Origin of the sequence: Shewanella sp. KCT (genome assembly GCF_007636505.1) — a bacterium.
GTDB classification, from domain to species: domain Bacteria; phylum Pseudomonadota; class Gammaproteobacteria; order Enterobacterales; family Shewanellaceae; genus Shewanella; species Shewanella halotolerans.
Map to the genome: position 1 here is coordinate 1 of NZ_LVDJ01000022.1, position 15387 is coordinate 15387.

At 54.5% G+C, this 15387-nt stretch carries 15 protein-coding genes and 1 pseudogene; 1 reads left to right on the forward strand and 15 read right to left on the reverse strand.

The genetic code is table 11. The features are described 5' to 3' along the window. The 12 genes and pseudogenes from AYI87_RS20030 to AYI87_RS20085 form a co-directional block, all read right to left on the reverse strand. A pseudogene (locus AYI87_RS20030) lies at positions 1–242 on the reverse strand (IS110 family transposase); the annotation flags it as partial. Between the two features lie 271 nt (positions 243–513). Then, positions 514–738 (reverse strand): hypothetical protein, encoded by a 225-nt coding sequence (locus AYI87_RS20035; protein ID WP_144204382.1) that lies wholly within the window; start codon positions 736–738, stop codon positions 514–516. 111 nt (positions 739–849) lie between these two features. Further along, positions 850–1269, reverse strand: coding sequence for a hypothetical protein (locus AYI87_RS20040; RefSeq protein ID WP_144204383.1), 420 nt, complete (start codon positions 1267–1269; stop codon positions 850–852). Positions 1270–2244: 975 nt separating this feature from the next. Further along, positions 2245–2688 carry a GNAT family N-acetyltransferase gene (locus tag AYI87_RS20045; protein ID WP_144204407.1) on the reverse strand — a complete coding sequence of 148 codons (444 nt, stop codon included), beginning with the start codon at positions 2686–2688 and terminating at the stop codon, positions 2245–2247. A 90-nt stretch (positions 2689–2778) separates the two neighbouring features. Next, positions 2779–3276: an AAA family ATPase gene (locus AYI87_RS20050; RefSeq protein WP_144204384.1), complete on the reverse strand. Its 498-nt coding sequence runs from the start codon at positions 3274–3276 to the stop codon at positions 2779–2781. A 100-nt stretch (positions 3277–3376) separates the two neighbouring features. Next, positions 3377–3973, reverse strand: a complete 597-nt coding sequence (locus AYI87_RS20055) for a glutathione S-transferase family protein (RefSeq protein WP_144204385.1) — start codon at positions 3971–3973, stop codon at positions 3377–3379. Positions 3974–4061: 88 nt separating this feature from the next. Further along, positions 4062–4349: a hypothetical protein gene (locus AYI87_RS20060; RefSeq protein WP_144204386.1), complete on the reverse strand. Its 288-nt coding sequence runs from the start codon at positions 4347–4349 to the stop codon at positions 4062–4064. Between the two features lie 605 nt (positions 4350–4954). Continuing rightward, positions 4955–5377, reverse strand: a complete 423-nt coding sequence (locus AYI87_RS20065) for a nitrate reductase cytochrome c-type subunit (RefSeq protein ID WP_144204387.1) — start codon at positions 5375–5377, stop codon at positions 4955–4957. After that, positions 5374–6261: a quinol dehydrogenase ferredoxin subunit NapH gene (gene napH / locus AYI87_RS20070; RefSeq protein ID WP_409928985.1), complete on the reverse strand. Its 888-nt coding sequence runs from the start codon at positions 6259–6261 to the stop codon at positions 5374–5376. The genes AYI87_RS20065 and napH overlap by 4 nt, the downstream gene beginning before the upstream one ends. An 8-nt stretch (positions 6262–6269) precedes the next feature. Then, positions 6270–7001, reverse strand: a complete 732-nt coding sequence (napG, locus tag AYI87_RS20075; RefSeq protein WP_144204389.1) for a ferredoxin-type protein NapG — start codon at positions 6999–7001, stop codon at positions 6270–6272. Positions 7002–7059: 58 nt separating this feature from the next. Then, on the reverse strand, positions 7060–9543 hold the full coding sequence (napA, locus tag AYI87_RS20080; protein ID WP_144204390.1) for a nitrate reductase catalytic subunit NapA: 2484 nt from the start codon (positions 9541–9543) through the stop codon (positions 7060–7062). Beyond that, on the reverse strand, positions 9540–9809 hold the full coding sequence (locus AYI87_RS20085) for a chaperone NapD (protein WP_011867001.1): 270 nt from the start codon (positions 9807–9809) through the stop codon (positions 9540–9542). Before AYI87_RS20085 ends, napA begins: the two co-directional genes overlap by 4 nt. 375 nt (positions 9810–10184) lie before the next feature. On the opposite strand from AYI87_RS20085, the gene AYI87_RS20090 reads away from it, so the two are divergent. Further along, complete coding sequence (locus AYI87_RS20090; RefSeq protein WP_144204391.1) at positions 10185–10763, forward strand: cytochrome b/b6 domain-containing protein; 579 nt, start codon at positions 10185–10187, stop codon at positions 10761–10763. Between the two features lie 36 nt (positions 10764–10799). On the opposite strand, the gene AYI87_RS20095 is transcribed toward AYI87_RS20090, so the two are convergent. The 3 genes from AYI87_RS20095 to AYI87_RS20105 are packed head-to-tail and all read right to left on the reverse strand — an operon-like array spanning position 10800 to position 15218. Next, positions 10800–12008 (reverse strand): lipocalin-like domain-containing protein, encoded by a 1209-nt coding sequence (locus AYI87_RS20095; protein ID WP_144204392.1) that lies wholly within the window; start codon positions 12006–12008, stop codon positions 10800–10802. Further along, the gene (locus AYI87_RS20100) at positions 12005–14560 is read right to left on the reverse strand and encodes an ABC transporter permease (RefSeq protein WP_144204393.1); all 2556 of its coding nucleotides are present in this window, start codon (positions 14558–14560) and stop codon (positions 12005–12007) included. Before AYI87_RS20100 ends, AYI87_RS20095 begins: the two co-directional genes overlap by 4 nt. Beyond that, a complete protein-coding gene (locus AYI87_RS20105; protein ID WP_144204394.1) occupies positions 14553–15218 on the reverse strand; it encodes an ABC transporter ATP-binding protein in 666 nt (221 codons plus the stop codon). The genes AYI87_RS20100 and AYI87_RS20105 overlap by 8 nt, the downstream gene beginning before the upstream one ends. Positions 15219–15387: the final 169 nt, after the last annotated feature.

The window sequence follows — 15387 nt, forward strand, 5'->3', positions numbered from 1 at the left end:
GGCTTCACATGCTGAGGGGGAATTAACCTTACTTGATAACCTTGAGCTTTTAAGCTTCTTCCCCAGTAATTTGACCCGCTACAAGCCTCCATAGCTATGATTACATCAGGGTATTGGGCTAAAAACGCCATAAGTTGATGTCGACGAAGTGCACGATTAAATACAGATTTACAAGCCTGATTCACACCACAAACTTGGAAGACATTTTTTGCCAAATCGATACCAATTAGAGTAACTTTCATAGTGGACACCTTTTGTTGATATTGAACTCGCAAATTCAATATGGCGCTTTTGACGCCGACTTTACAAGAGGTGTCCATCTCATCATCCCTGGATGCTCTGCGAAATCATCCCTGATTTCGAAGGCCAAAAGCATGTTTACACCTAGTTATCCATCTCTTCGATTGAGCCGCACTTGGCTGTCATCATCTTCTAAAAGCTAAGTCCTTTTTGGACAAAAATGAGTTAGAATTTTAGGCCTATTTCATCAGTTTCAGATTCATTTATGTATGGTCAGCGGTTTGTTAGGTATTTATACTCAAGCAGGGTGACTTGCAACGCATCAACTTTTAAGTTGATCGACGCTCCAGTCACATCCTGCACTTTCACTTTCCATTCAGGATCAGAACTATCAAACCACTCCAAAGAAGTAACTAATTCCAATTCCGAATCATAAGTTTCAATCTCCGCGTCTTCAAGAAAATGAACTGTTATCGGGTACTTTGGCTCTTTAGTCATATTTAATTCACTACTACCCCTAAGAATACCTAACGCTTTGCTAAGGAGCTGGCGCCACGTGCCAGTCCCACGGAGCCAGCCGAAGCTGGCGTAGTAAACTTGAGCAACTGGTTATGAAGCCAACCTCGGAACCCAGTACATTACTTTGGTTACACCATCATTTTCAATTACTTGAGGATGTGCCGAAAAAGTCATTATTCTCGATTTAACTGCATCGACCCCAAACGTTCTTACGCATGGTGCGATAAACCATTTATTAAAACTCGGATCATTCTCAATTAGCGATGCAAAAACCAAATCATCAAACAGTGCTTTAGGTACGGGATTTACCTTTTCAAGTAGCTTTGCGACAAACCATTTTTTACTGTCATGAGTTAAAGCCATTGTAAACCACGCTAAAGCCTCAGGATTATCCTTCGGAAAATTACAAGCAACCTTACCTATCACTTTTTGAATTGCCTGATGACCGGCATTTTTTTCTTTCACCGATTTTGCTTGGACATATTCTTCGTAAAGAGACTCTAGGTTCATCAGATACCTTTGGCTTCATAACAACTTATTAGTGAGATCTTGCAAGGTTCGCTACCTTGTAAGGTAAGAGACCAAGCATGTAAATAAATGGGGTCAGAGTTAACTTTTTGAGGGAGTTGATTGGCGTGTGGAGATTGGCTTTTTCATTCCCTGAATGGCGTGGTCGATGTTTGATTCGAGTGGCCTAGCTCTGTCCTTGATTGGTTACACATTAAGCTATTTGTCAGATAGCAATCAACAAGTTCTGTCACATTTTTGTACGTTTTTTTCTTAAAAAGAATAACTTGTCTCAATGGCACTCAATGAGGCCAAATCGAAGAGGCGTTAGATACGAGTGTAAGCACACTTTTGGCTCTCGGCGGCATGGACGCCGTCGTGAAGCCTCCAGGGACGGAACTTCGGCGTGCCAAAAGAGTGCTTGCACAACCCCCGCCGGGCAGGCGATAGATAGCAATGAAGGTACGACCTTCAAGTCTTCTGTAAATACAAATGTGGCCAAATGTTTCTTACCAATGGGCACCCAATGACACTAAATCGAAGAGACGTTAGATGCCGAGTGTAGATACGCCGGTGAGCTTCCGAAACAGGACCGCTCTTTGACATCCATGTCAACGCGGCATTCGTGAGTCCTTTTACATCAGATGTTTCGGCAGAGCCTAAAGGGACTATTCTCAATAAAACAAAGAGTCGGCGTCTCACAGGCGTATCTGCACATAAGCCCACCGCAGGTGATAGGTTGCAATGAAGGTACGACCTTCAACTCATATACCAATGACGACAGCGCCAGATGCTACATCAGCAAAAGTGCAAACAAAGTCTCCCGCCGGGCAGGCGTTAGGTTGCCATGAAGGTGCGACCTTCAAATCCACTTCGCCAATGACTATGACGCTTAGCGCTAATAATCAGTTTCTCAGACACTAATTACAACGTGTCTCCATATTCCCCCAGCCAAGCAGGCGCTCGATACCTATTGGCCTAGCCAGCAGTCACCTGCTCCCTCTGATACACATTCGGATGCCAGATCTGCATGAGAATCTCGGGATTCTCGATTGGCTGAAACCCGTATTGGGCATAGAGCCCATGGGCATCCCGCGTTGCGAGTACGATACGTCTTAGCCCCTGCAGATTGGGATGAGCGACTATGGTCTCCATCAGATACTTGCTTAGCCCCTTGCCTCTGTGGCTGGGCAGGATGAACACGTCTGCGAGGTAGGCGAAGGTGGCGCTATCCGTGATGAGGCGCGCGAAGCCCACCTGCTTGTTATCAGCATCGAAAACCCCGAAACAGAGGGAGTTGGCAATGGCTCGTTTCATGGTCTCTTTGGGGATCCCCATGGCCCAATAGCTCTGGGAGATAAAGCCGTAGATAACATCGAAATCGAACGCATCCTTGTCTGTGGTGATGCTGTAGCCTGGAATCAAAGTGTCCTCCTTGCGCCATGGGCTTAAGTAGTTTGGTTAAGCAATTTGGTTAAGTAATTAAAATGAAAGGGAAAGCTATAATCTAACTTAGTAATCCACTGTGACCAGTAATATATCCAGCCCCTCATCGTCAGTCGGCGGCTCAAAATATTGCGTCACCTGACGGAATACGGCTTCGTTATCGAAGCGGGCGCGCTCGGGCTGCTCCTGGCGCCGCTTGTCTATTTGAGCCAGGCACTGCTGATCGCTGAGATCCAGATAGATGAGCTGATGCTCGCAAGCTAGTTCGTTGCAGAGGGAGAGAAACCATTGCCGCTGCTTTCTGGTGTTGGCAGGAAAATCCATCACTACGTTAGTACTGACGTTTATCAGGCGAGCCACATGGTTTCTTATGAAGGGCTTGATGAGGCTTGAATAGTGAATATAGTCATCAAACGACTCAATCTGATTGGGGAAGTGAGCCGCTAACCATTCATCTTCCGACAGTAACAGCGCCCCGTTTTCATCGGCGATGATTCTCGCCTTGGTCGACTTACCCGCGCCCATCTTGGCGCAGAAAAAGAAGAGTTTTCCCTTATGTGTCATCTATTGTCCCTTATCCGTTTCGGCCATTCTTACATGCTTATGCCACAGCCACACTAGACCACAGCCACACTAGACCACATCCACACTAGGTACAGTCACATTAGGCCATCGCCACATACTTGGGATGCGCGGCGATGCGCTTAAGCCAGGCTTGAATTGCTGGGTAGTGGGTAAGGTCGAAACCGCCTTCGTGAGCCACATGGGTGTAGCCATACAGAGCGACGTCGGCCGTGGTCAGCTGCTCGCCGGTTAAATAGGGCGTCTCTTGCAGCTGGTTTTCCATCACCGCCAGCGCCTTGTGGCCGCCTTGCTGCTTCGACTCATAGTCGGCGCGGCGATCGTCAGGCAGTCCGAGATATTTGGCGATAAAGCGTGCCACGGCGATATAGGGTTCATGGCTGTATTGCTCGAAGAACTGCCACTGCTGCACCTTGGCGAGGGCAAAGCTGTCTTGGGGAAGGAGTTCGCTGCCGGCGGCGAGGTAGTTCAAGATGGCGTTGGATTCGGATAGGCAGCTGCCATCGTCCAGTTCGAGCAGAGGGATCTTGCCGTTGGGATTCTTGGCCAGAAACTCGCTATTGCCGGTATCGCCCGCGAGAATATCCACATGAATCCATTCATGTTCAATGCCCAACAGGGCGCACAACAACTTCACCTTGTAGCAGTTACCAGACTGCAGATCGCCGTAGATTTTCACACATACTCCTTATGTCATTCGCGCCTGCGCGCCCGATTTATGAGTGGCAATAAACGCTGAAGAATTATTTATTGGGATGAAGGCTAAATCATACCTGAGTGCTGGCCTGATGCAGTACCAGAGAAACGCCACTGGCAATTGCTGTTACCAAGCCAACCCATTGAAGACGCTTGTTGAATTTTCTTGGTTCAACCGAATAGCGTTTTGTTCGTTGCGCACTCTGCATGAATAGTAATATCGAAAACAAAAGTGTGCCTGGGGCAATAAAGGCGCCTTGTTTGGTCAAAGCTGTAATGGCTATCGCTATGACAATGAGACCTAGCATAAACCAAGTGGCTGCAAGAAATAGGTTTCGAGTTGGGGCTGTTAAAGCCATGCTACTTCTCCAAGTTTGCTGTCTTGCTTGGCGAAATAGATCGCACATGTGAGTGGAATAATACGTCAACCGACAGTCTAGAATTTCAATAACCAAGCCGCTAATGTTGAAATACTCTATCAGAGCGCTGGAGAAAAAACGATCAGGCGTTATAACGATTGTCAGGTGCTTCAATCTATAACGAGTGAGTAATCAAAGTCGAGTTTATGTCTTTCTGATTAGTAAGTTGCCTTCATATGACACAGATTCGAAGAGACGTTAGATTTGGATGTAGATGCCTCGCCGCCCGCAATACCGTTTAATCGAAGAGACGTTAGATACAGGTGTAGATGCATCTGCGGACGTCGATGGCAGGGATGCCATCGTCGAGCCTACAAGGAAGTATTCACGGCGTGTAGCAGATGTATCTGCACATAAGCCCACCGCAGGTGATAGATTGCCATGAAGCAGCGACTCTCAGCGCGAGGCCAAATGCCAATACCGTAAAATGGCAAAAAACTATCTAGGCCAAGATTGCCGTCAGGCAATAAAAAACCACCCATTATCGGGTGGTTTTTTGTTTGCAGCGTCAAATGTTCAAGTCTGCAAGACTCGAACTTCAACTCCTATTGATTCGAGAAATTATTCTCAACCAACTTCTGCTTGTTTTCCGCCTGTGGCACGTGGCACTGAGTACAGTTGAAATACTCATAGTTGAGCTTGTTGTCGGCCAGGATGTGCGACGAGTGAATCTCGGTCGCCTTCATGCGCTTGGCCTTCTCTGGGCTGTGACAGGTCATGCAGCCATTCTTCTTGATGCTGATCTGATAGTCCGCCTTGTGGGGGATCAGCGGTGGCTGGTGGACGAAGCCACGCTCGATGGCCTGACCCTTCTTAGGATAGGTCGGCATCTCGTCGGCCGCGCGAACCGCGGTGATCTCGCCTTTTCCGAGTGAACTGATGTTCACGGGTTCGGCCGCAGGTTTGCTTTGCTGACCGGAACAGGCACCTAGCGCCATCAGCGCGACTAAAGTGAGTACTTTTTTCATTTGTTGTTCTCCGCCTTTAGGGCAATTCGATTTTGATACTGGAAAACGCGTTGGGCGCAAACATCGATACATCGGCCGCACTGGGTGCAATCGCTGTCGACTATCATGGGGTTGTCGCCCTTGAGGGCGGGCTTCAACACCTGCCGCTCTGGGCAGACCTCGAAACAATCCATGCAGTTGTCGCATGCACTGGCATTGACCGCAGATACCTTGACCGGGCTCGCCTTGCCCAGCAGGGCAAACAGGGCGCCTGTGGGACACAGGTGACCACACCAGGCCCGTTCACTGATAAAGAGATCCAGCAAGAAGATCATCGCCAGTATCCACAGGCCGCTACCGGCGCTAAACAGTAGGGCGCGATAGAGGATAGGCACTGGGTTGACCCACTCCCACACAGTGATCCCTGTGACCAGGGGCAGTAACAGCACCAGTGCCAGCAGGTAGTAGCGCAGGTTTCTAGGCATCTCGGCGGTGCGGGGCAGACGCAGCTTGCGCCTTAGCCAGCTCGCAGCATCGGTGACCAGGTTAACTGGGCAGACCCAGCTGCAGAACACTCGTCCACCCGCAAGCAGGTAGAAGAGGGCGATCAGCAGCGCGCCGACAAGCAGCGCGGTCTCGGGTAGGCGTCCCGTCATCAGCACTTGCAGGGTCACAAGGGGATCCGACAGCGGGATAGTGCCCAGTAGCTCGCTGGAAGAGAGATTGCCTTTGAGTACCCAGAGCCCCATCCAGGGGCCGATGGCAAAGGTGAGCAGCACACACAGCTGACTGGCACGGCGCAGGAACAGGAACTTGTGGGCGCGCCACCAGCCGAGTTCATCGATCGCCGCCTGAGCGAAACGTGTCTGATCCGCACCTGGCGTCTTCATCTTCGTATTACTCATGCCGTTTGTCATAGTGTGAGCCCCTTGTTTAACATCTCAAGCGTGGTCTCTTCGGTGTTGATATAGGTATCGTGGGTTGCCGTCTTTCCGAGCGCGATATGGGCAGGCAAAACCTTGATGGCCGCCTCTTCCAACACGCAGGCATGTTCACACTTGCCACAGCCGGTACAGGTGTCGCTGTTGACCGTGGGCAGGAACATGGCGTGGTGGTCGCTGCGTTGGTTGTGCTGCCGTTCGAGCGTAATGGCGTTGTCGATCAAGGGGCAGACGCGGTAACAGACGTCACAGCGCAGGCCCTTGAAGTTGAGGCAGTTTTTCTCGTCGATCAGTACTGCTATCCCCATCTTCGCCTCGTCGATATTGGTCAAGGCGTGATCCAGCGACCCAGAGGGGCAGGCCTTCACACAGGGGATATCTTCGCACATCTCACAGGGCACAGTGCGCGCCGTGAAATAGGGCGTGCCCGTCGGCGCACCGTCAAACCAGCGCGCCAGTTTCAGGGTGTCGTAGGGGCAGGCCTGTACGCAGAGTCCGCAGCGTACACAGGCCGATAAGAAATCTTGCTCATCTAACGCGCCAGGCGGTCGAATCGCCATAGGATCAAGGTGCGAGGATTGCTTGGCAACCCCACTGACGCCCAATCCCAAGAGGCCCATGGCACAGCCTGCCTTAGCCGTAGTGGCTAAGAACTGGCGGCGGTTGACGCCCTTGGCTTTGCTATTGCGATTGACCTGGCTCATATCTAGCTCTTCATATCTGATGTTTGACTCAAGCGATTAAAGGGTTCGATGAACCGCTTTAGGCTTTCATCACTTTTACCGGACACTTCTTGAAATCCGTCTCTTTCGAGAGGGGATCCGTGGCGTCCAGTAACAACTTGTTGACCAGTTGGCGCGCGTCGAAGAATGGCATAAATACCACGCCTCGTGGCGGTTTGTTCCGGCCTTTGGTTTCAACACGTGTCTTGACTTCACCGCGAGGCGAGGCCACGACTACTTCATCACCACGCTTAAGACCACGGGCCTTGGCGTCGTCCGGATGCATGAAGATCTGTGCATCTGGGTAGGCGCGGTACAGCTCGGGTACGCGGGCGGTCATAGACCCTGTATGCCAATGCTCGAGCACGCGGCCCGTCGACATCCAGAGATCGTATTCTGCGTTAGGCTCTTCCGCGGCAGGCTCGTAAGGCAGGGCGAAGATCACCGCCTTACCGTCAGGCTTACCATAGAAATTATAGCCTTCGCCGGCTTTGACATAGGGGTCGCTACCTTCGACGAAGCGGCGCAGCGTCTCCTTGCCTTCGACCACAGGCCAGCGCAGGCCACGGGTCTCGTGGTAGGTGTCGAAGTCGGCTAAGTCGTGGGCATGGCCGCGACCAAATTGGGCGTACTCTTCGAAGATACCCTTCTGCAGGTAGAAGCCGAAGGCTTCAGACTCATCGTTCAGGTCGCCCTTGCAGTCTGAGGTGGGGAACTTGTTGATCACCCCGTTGGCAAACAGCACATCAAAGAGCGTCTTGTCGGCGTATTCAGGCTTCTTGGCCACTAGCTCTGCCGGCCAGACTTCTGACACCTTGAAGCGCTTAGAGAACTCAACCAGCTGCCACAGATCTGACTTGGCGCCTTCTGGTGCCTTCACCTGCTGGTGCCACATGTGAGTGCGGCGCTCGGCGTTACCATAGGCACCTTCCTTCTCGACCCACATGGCGGTCGGCAGGATCAGGTCGGCCGCCATGGCGGTAACCGTTGGGTAAGGATCCGAGACCACGATGAAGTTGTCTGGGTTACGGAAGCCAGGGTAGATCTCATCGTTGATGTTAGGACCGGCCTGCATGTTATTGGTACACATGGTCCAGTAACAGTTGAGCTTGCCATCTTTGAGCATGCGGCTCTGTAGCACGGCGTGGAAGCCAGGCTTAGGAGGAATCGTGCCTTCCGGCAGCTGCCACAGCTTTTCGGTGACGGCTCTGTGCTTAGGATTGGCCACAACCATGTCGGCCGGTAGACGGTGGGCGAAGGTACCCACTTCACGGGCGGTACCACAGGCTGATGGTTGACCCGTCAGCGAGAAGGGGCTGTTACCTGGGGTGGCGATCTTACCTGTCAGCAGGTGGATGTTGTAGAGCATGTTGTTGGCCCACACACCACGTACGTGCTGGTTGATGCCCATGGTCCACAGGCTCATGATCTTCACGCTTGGATCGGCGTAGGCCTTGGCCAGGGTCTCGAGTTTTTCGGGCTCGACACCACTCATCTTGGTGGCATATTCCAGGGTATAGGTGCTGACGAACTTGGCGTACTCGTCGAAGCTGATGGCGGTAGACTTGCCATTGCCTGGGTTCTTGGCCTTCTTCTCCAGCGGATGATCTGGACGCAGACCATAGCCGATATCTGTGGTGCCCAGGGCAAACTTAGTATGCTTGCTGACGAACTCTTTGTTTACCGCACCGTTTTGAATGATGTAGTTGGCGATGAAGTTGAGGATCACCAGATCAGACTGAGGGCGGAACACCATAGGGTTGTCGGCGAGATCGAAGCTGCGGTTCTCGAAAGTCGACAGCACATGCACGCGGCTGTTTGGCTTGCTCAGGCGACTGTCTGACAGGCGTGCCCACAGGATCGGGTGCATCTCGGCCATGTTGGCGCCCCAGAGCACAAACTGATCGGCGGCTTCTAAGTCATCGTAACAGCCCATAGGCTCGTCGATACCGAAGGTACGCATAAAGCCACCTACGGCAGAGGCCATACAGTGACGGGCGTTTGGATCTATGTTGTTGGTGAGGAAACCAGCCTTGTGTAGCTTAGAGGCGGCGTAGCCTTCCCATACTGTCCACTGGCCAGAGCCGAACATGCCGACGGCGGTAGGGCCCTTGGTCTTGAGGGTGTTTTTCCACTTCTCGGCCATGGTGTCGAAGGCCTTGTCCCAGCTGACCGGGGTAAACTCACCCTCTTTGTCATACTGGCCGTCCTTCATGCGCAGCAGCGGCGTGGTTAGCCTGTCTTTACCGTACATGATTTTGGACAGGAAGTAGCCCTTAATACAGTTAAGGCCCTTGTTGACCGGACTTTCTGGATCGCCCTTGGTGGCAACGACTTTGCCGTTATTGGTGCCGACCAAAACGCTACAGCCCACGCCGCAGAAACGGCAGGGGGCCTTATCCCACTTGATGTTGTCATTCTGCTCAGCGGCTTCAACGATCTTCACTGGCAGAGTGACGCCAACCGTGGTCGCAGCGGCAACTGCGGCGTTGGCTTTTAGAAACTCGCGACGGCTAATGCTCATGGTGTTTCCTCACTCTTTTCTTCTATTGGTTCAACTTGGTGATAGACAAGACTGCTTGATAACACCCCGCTAAGGGCGTTGATGGCTTCGACGTTATCGAGGATCGCACCTTGGGTGGCCCCCTCCAGGGTAATGATGAACTTACCCTCGTCGGTGACGGCGTGAATATCGGCGCCCGCAAGGGCGTTGATATCCTCTGTAACTTTTGCGACCTGGCCGGGGGCGGCGTGTACCACCAGGCTGGTCACATGATATTCTTGTGTCATGGGTTAACCCTTCTGTGGCGGCCTTGCTTCCCGGGATATTGGCGATATTTAGGGACTTGGCCGCATTAGGATAGGATTCAGTCTAATCCTTGCTTTTGATAGGGGTATACCTCTTGAGAGGTAACTGGAGCTTTTGTAGATCGAGATCAAGGTTTTTCGTGTGACCTGCCTCTCAGTTCGAAATTTAAACAGTTTTTAGGGCTGGACAACTTAAGTTTTCAAACACCTTAACAGTCGTTAATTTGCTCAATTTGGCATCGGGGCGTATAACCAAAAGAGGGGCAAAGGTGATATCTGCTCCTGCGGCGAAAGCCCAAACTTAGTTGGGCTGGCGCTAATTTAGTGATTTGGGTTTTGCCCGGGAGGGAGCTCGCTATGACACAGGAAAATACGCGGGAGATCCCCGTATGGGATCTGTTTATTCGTCTGTTTCATTGGTCCTTAGTGCTGCTGTTTACCCTGACCTATCTCACCGAGGGTGAGGATGAATGGATGCTGGTGCACAGCTACGGCGGCTATATCATCTTAGGTATATTGGCGCTACGTATTATCTGGGGGCTGGTGGGCACTCGATATGCCAGATTCAGCAGTTTTGTCAGGCCTCCGGCCCAGGCGATGGAGTACCTCAAGCAGCTCTTTGCCGGCAGGGCGAAAGATTATCTTGGCCACAATCCCGCTGGCGGCCTGATGATAGTTGCGCTGATCGCCTGCGTCTCGCTGACGGCGCTGACCGGCATGGCGCTCTACGCCACCACAGGCCATGGCCCGCTGGCTGCCACCTTTGTGGCCACTTGGCCCGATGGGGCGCTGGAGGAGGTGCATGAGTTCTTCGCCAACGTTAGCCTGACGCTGATTGTGGTGCATATCGCCGGGGTGATTGTCGGCAGCCTGGCCCACAGGGAGAATCTGGTGCGGGCCATGTGGACCGGCAAGAAACGCAGGCCGCTGCCTTAGTCAGATTTTCCCCTTTTCGCTAGGGAGCACTTAGAGCTAGTAGCCGGTCAGCTCCATATAGCCTTCGCCTCGATGGGAGCCGCTCACCTGTATGGGGCCCTCCCAGTAGCGCACGCTCAGCGGCATCAGGCTGTCTGGATTGAGGGGCGAGATGTTGAGGTTTAACTGTTCGCTGGGGATGGCTATCTGCCAGGCGATGGGGTAGTTGATCCAGTCTATCTTCTGCCACTCAGTCGCTTTCATCGTGATGCCACTGCTCGCTATGTTGCGGCCGCTGCCGTCGGCGAACATGCGCCGTGCACTGTAAAAGGAATCTCCCTTAGATCTGAGTTGGAACAGCATCAGGGTAGAGGCATCGTCGAGGCGCAGGGCGAACCAGTCCCAGCCCTGCTGCTGACGGGTGAGAAACTGCGAGCTCCACTCCCTGTCCAGCCAACCCTGCCCCCTGACGCTGTGAACCTTGCCATCCAGGGTGACGCTACCGGTGATCGCGATGAAGGGTTGGCTGTAGTAGTAGGAGGCCACCTCGCCATCCGCGCTCTTGATGCTGTAGCCCTCATCCCCCTGTCGCTGATACGGCGCGCCGCTACTCAGTGTTAACTGATAGCTAAAGTCGTCGCTGTTAACCGTTAGTGTCGCCGGAAACAGATCGTCTCCTTCGCTCTGCCAGCGCCAGTCATCCAGGGCTATGGTGAGCGGTGAGGCTTTTGTCCCCGCCAGCTTGGGGTGCGCCCGAGACCAGCGCTCGCTTGCCTTATGGGTCTCGCTGGTGGTGACCGCGCTGTGGGCCATGTAGAGCTGCTTGGTCGCCCAAGATGTTTCTGGCTTTAGTTTCTCTGGCTTTGGTTTCTCTGGTTTTGGCGTCTCTGATGTCGGTGACTCTTTTGTGCCAGGCGACTGTGGTGACTCGAGTGAACCAGGAGAGAGAGCGATGCGAAACTGGGTCCATTGCAGCCCCAGCGGTTTGCCCGTGTCTGTGGTGAGATTGGCGGTCAGATACCACCACTCCTGCCTGAAGTCGTCGTGGGCCAGATGATCTTTAGGGAAGCTGAGCGGTTTTCCCGGGAGCACTTTGGCGTAGCCACTTTGCTCTGCGTCTGTGTCTGTTCCTTCTCCTGAGCCCATGAGATCCCCCATGCCTTTAGACTCCTGTTTGGGCGCGCCGCAGCCCAGTAGCATAAGGCCAGGTAGCAAGAGGGCCGTTAGCATTAGCGCGATCATTCCAAGGTGTTGCCGGCGCGTCATATGACCTCCCGTTGCAGGCTCGACACCAGGGGGCGTCTGGTTTGTTGATAGAGGGGGAAGGCGAGTGCCAGCGTGCTGGCCAGCAGTGCCAGCCCCACCAGCTCGAGGTAGGCGAGCCAGTCCCACACCATGGCGATGGTCCAGCCGAAGGCCTGCAGGGTCACCTTATGGATCAGCAGATACCCCAGCAGGGCGCCCGTCGGCAGGGCCACCAGACAGGTGAGCAGTACCATGAGCAGCATCTGGCCGACCACCAGCCACACCAGCTGACGACGATTTACCCCCAGGGCGTAGAGGCGCGCGATAGGCGCCAGGCGCGCCTGGGTCAACATATAACAGGCGCTAAACAGGCCGATGGCGGCCACCATCAGGGTCAGGCTGTTAAGCACTTGGGTGATGGAGAAGGTGCGCTTGAACATGGTGATCGCCTGGGCCTTGATCTTCTCCTGGCTGTAGACCAGCGCGTCTGGCAGTTGGAAGCGCGTCTGGATCTGCCGGCTAAACCCGGCCACATCAGTGCTCAGGGTGAGGGCCAGACTCAAGGGCGTCTCGCCAAGGTTAGCCCTGCGCCACAGAGATGGCGGGATGATCACCTCGCCGTAGGGATTACCGTAATCATAATAGATGGCGCCTATGGTGAGTTCGGTCTCGCCCAGGGCCGCTATCTGTATCTTATTGCCCAGCTGCTTACCCTGCTTGATGGCGAAGGGCTCGCTGACTAAGGCGAGTGGCTTAGTCTCGGGATCGGCCGAGAAAAAATCTCGCCACAGATCCGGCCTCGCCTGCTTGATGATGGTGGTGTGCTCGATGGAGTAGGGATCCCGGGTCAGCAGGAAGATGGGCGTCTGTTGGTAGTGACTCTTGAGCAGCCACTGCTTGTAGAGGCCGGTCACCTCGGGGGCCTGGCTCAGCGCCTTCTCCACCTCGGCCATCTGGCTGGCAGGTGGGCGCAGGTAGAGCTGGGCATGGAGCCTGGCATCCAGCCACTGCTTGAGGGTGATCTCGAAGCTCCCCACCAGGCTGTTCATGGCGATATTGGCGGTGAGCGCCAGCAGCATGGCCATCATGGCCAGCGACAGCGGCGCCAGCAGCTCCCGGGTCTCACTGATCTGATAGCCGATAAGCCCCTTGGGGCTGATTCTCTGTAGCAGGCCGATGAGCTGCCTGAGCAGATAAGGCAGGGCCAAAGGAATGGCGATCACCACCAGACCCAGCAGCGCCATGGTGAATCGGTAGTCCTGACTGAGCGGCATCAGGATAAGGGTCATGATGCCCAGCGTGCAGGCCAATAGCATGAGGCGATTCTGCGCCGGCTGGCTGCTGCGCTGCTGACTGAGCTGGCCGCTGCTCTGGGCGAGGGGCTGATTGAGCAGCTCTCTCAACAGGGAGCCGCAGGCCAGCAGGGCGGCGATCAGGGTCAGCAGGCTAGCCTGGGCCAGCCATTGCCAGCGCCAGCTTCCCGGCAGTATGTTAGCGCCATAGAGCTGCTCCAGGGTGACAGACACCATAGGCTGCAACCAGAAGCTCAGCTGTAGCCCCAATATGAAGCCGATGAGTGAGCCCAGCAGCACCAGCAGGGTGAGCTCCAGCCCCAGGGCGAGCATGATGGCGGCGCGGCGCACGCCCTGTTGCTGCAGCTGGATGATCAGCCGTTTGCGTTTGAGCAGGCTGTAGCGCACGCCGTTATAGGCGATAAACAGGCCGACGATAAAGGCCAGCAGGCTCATGGCGGTGAGGTTGAGATGAAAGCTGTTGGTGAGGGCCTTCATCGCCTCGCCGTTATCGCTCTCTACCAGTTCGCCCCGGCCGGTGAGTAAGGATGTAAGAAGCTGCTGTTGATCTTCCCCCGGCGAGTCAAACAGGGCGATATAGCTAAGCTCGCCCGGCTTGCCCAGTAGCTGCTGGGCCAGGGAGATATCCATCAGCAGGCGATCGCCTAGCTGGTAACTCTCATCGACCGCCACCACCTTCAGACGCATGTCATTGAGGCTAAGCCAGGGCTCTGGCAATCGTTTGGCGTTAGTTTCACTCATCACCACTATTGGCTCGCCCGCCAGCATGGCCGCCAGGGGCAGGGGGCCGCTCATGGGCATCTTGCTATCTGATGGCTCGTCTGTTTGCGGTTTGTTTTTACTGTTTGGCGCTAAGGCGGAGAGGGCGGCGATAAGATCGCTGCCTGTGGCTTGCCAGCGATGCTGGGCGCTATCCAAGGCAGAGCCTTGAAGCACCGCCAGGCTGTGGTGGAACCCTTGGGCCCTGAGATCAAAATAGAGGTTCTCAGAGAGAACTTTGCCCGGCAGCGGGGTGACAAGATTGCTGGCCTGGCCGCTCAGTAGCTCGCTGGCCTGGCCATAGCTGTCGATGGCGCTCTCATTGGTGGCCCTGACGCCGGTCAGCAGGGTGACCGCCAGCACTATGCCGATCAGTATCGCCCCGGCCTGCAGCGGCGCCTTCTTATAGTGGGCGGCGAATACCCTGAGGGTGAGACGGGTGGCGCGCAGCAGCGCCTTCGCGCCGTCGTCGGCCTGACTGTTAACAACTAGGCTACTCATGCACCCGACCAAGATCCAGGTGCCAGCGGCGCTGCATGAAGGCGGCGCACTCCATGGAGTGGGTCACCATTAAGATACTGGTGTCGTGCTCGGCGGCCAGGGCGCAGATAAGCGCCATCACCTCCAGGCTGGTGGTCTGATCCAGGTTGCCCGTGGGCTCGTCCGCCAGCAATAATGCCGGCTTGTGGGCCAGGGCCCGGGCGATGGCCACCCTTTGCTGTTGACCGCCAGACAGGGCCTCCACATGGCGCTTGAGCAGGGGCCTTAGCCCGAGCGCGTCGACCAGATGATCGCACCAGGCGTTCCAGCCGTCTCCCTGAAGGTGCAGGGGAAAGGCGATGTTGTCTTCGACATTGAGCGGGGTGAGCAGGTTAAATTGCTGGAAGACGACGCCCAGCTGATGATGTCTGAACTGGCTCCAGCGGCTGTCGTCCCAGGTTCGGGTATCTTGGGTTAATAGAGTGAGGGCACCGCTGCTGGGGCGCTCGAATCCGGCGATGATATTGAGTAGCGTGCTCTTGCCGCTACCGCTCGGGCCGGTGAGGGCAACCGTTTCGCCGAGGGCGAGCTCTAGGTCGAGCCTGTCCAGCACCAGGTGAAATTTATCGCCGTCGTTAAAGCCCTTTGAGATCTCGCTCAGGGTCGCGACACTCGTCATTGCCTGTCCTTATCCTTTGATCGCCCAAGCGCTGAAGTTGGCTTGCGGCAGGCTTTCCATTAAAGCCATAGCCCATTGAAGCCATAGCCCATTAAACTCATTGATAACCCTATCGATAGCAGATTGCAACCGCCAACCAGAGCCAATAGACAGGGTTATACTTATTACT